Source organism: Corallococcus sp. AB049A, assembly GCF_003668885.1.
Taxonomy (GTDB): domain Bacteria; phylum Myxococcota; class Myxococcia; order Myxococcales; family Myxococcaceae; genus Corallococcus; species Corallococcus interemptor.
On sequence record NZ_RAWL01001119.1, the window covers coordinates 1 to 443 of the forward strand.

Annotated in this window: 1 protein-coding gene; it reads left to right on the top strand. The window is 62.1% G+C overall.

Translation table 11 applies throughout. From position 1 onward, the window contains the following. A partial coding sequence (locus tag D7X55_RS46500; RefSeq protein WP_147470502.1) for an Ig-like domain-containing protein occupies positions 1–443 on the top strand: 443 nt, incomplete at both ends.

The window sequence follows — 443 nt, forward strand, 5'->3', positions numbered from 1 at the left end:
CTTCGACAGCTCGCAGCTGACGGGCGCAACGGTCACCCTGACCAACCGCCAGCCGGGTGATGCGCTGAACCTGGGCAACAGTGTCAACGGCATCACGATCAACGCCAACAGCACAGACGGCAAGGTAGTCCTGACCCTGAGCGGCGCTGCGTCGCTGGCCGACTATATCCAGGCGATCAAGAACATCACCTTCATCAACAGCAGCGAGAACCCGAGCACCACGCCTCGCATCATCACCGTGACGGTGACCGACGGCGTTAATACCTCGAACACCGCCACGACAACGGTGAATGTGATCGCTGTCAACGACGCACCGGTCGCCACTGGCGGCGCCGTCACTGGCGTCGAAGACACGCCGCTGGTGCTGACCTGGAACGACTTCAACATTTCCGACGTCGACAGCGCCCTGTCGAGCCTGGGTGTGACCTTCACCCAGCTGCCAG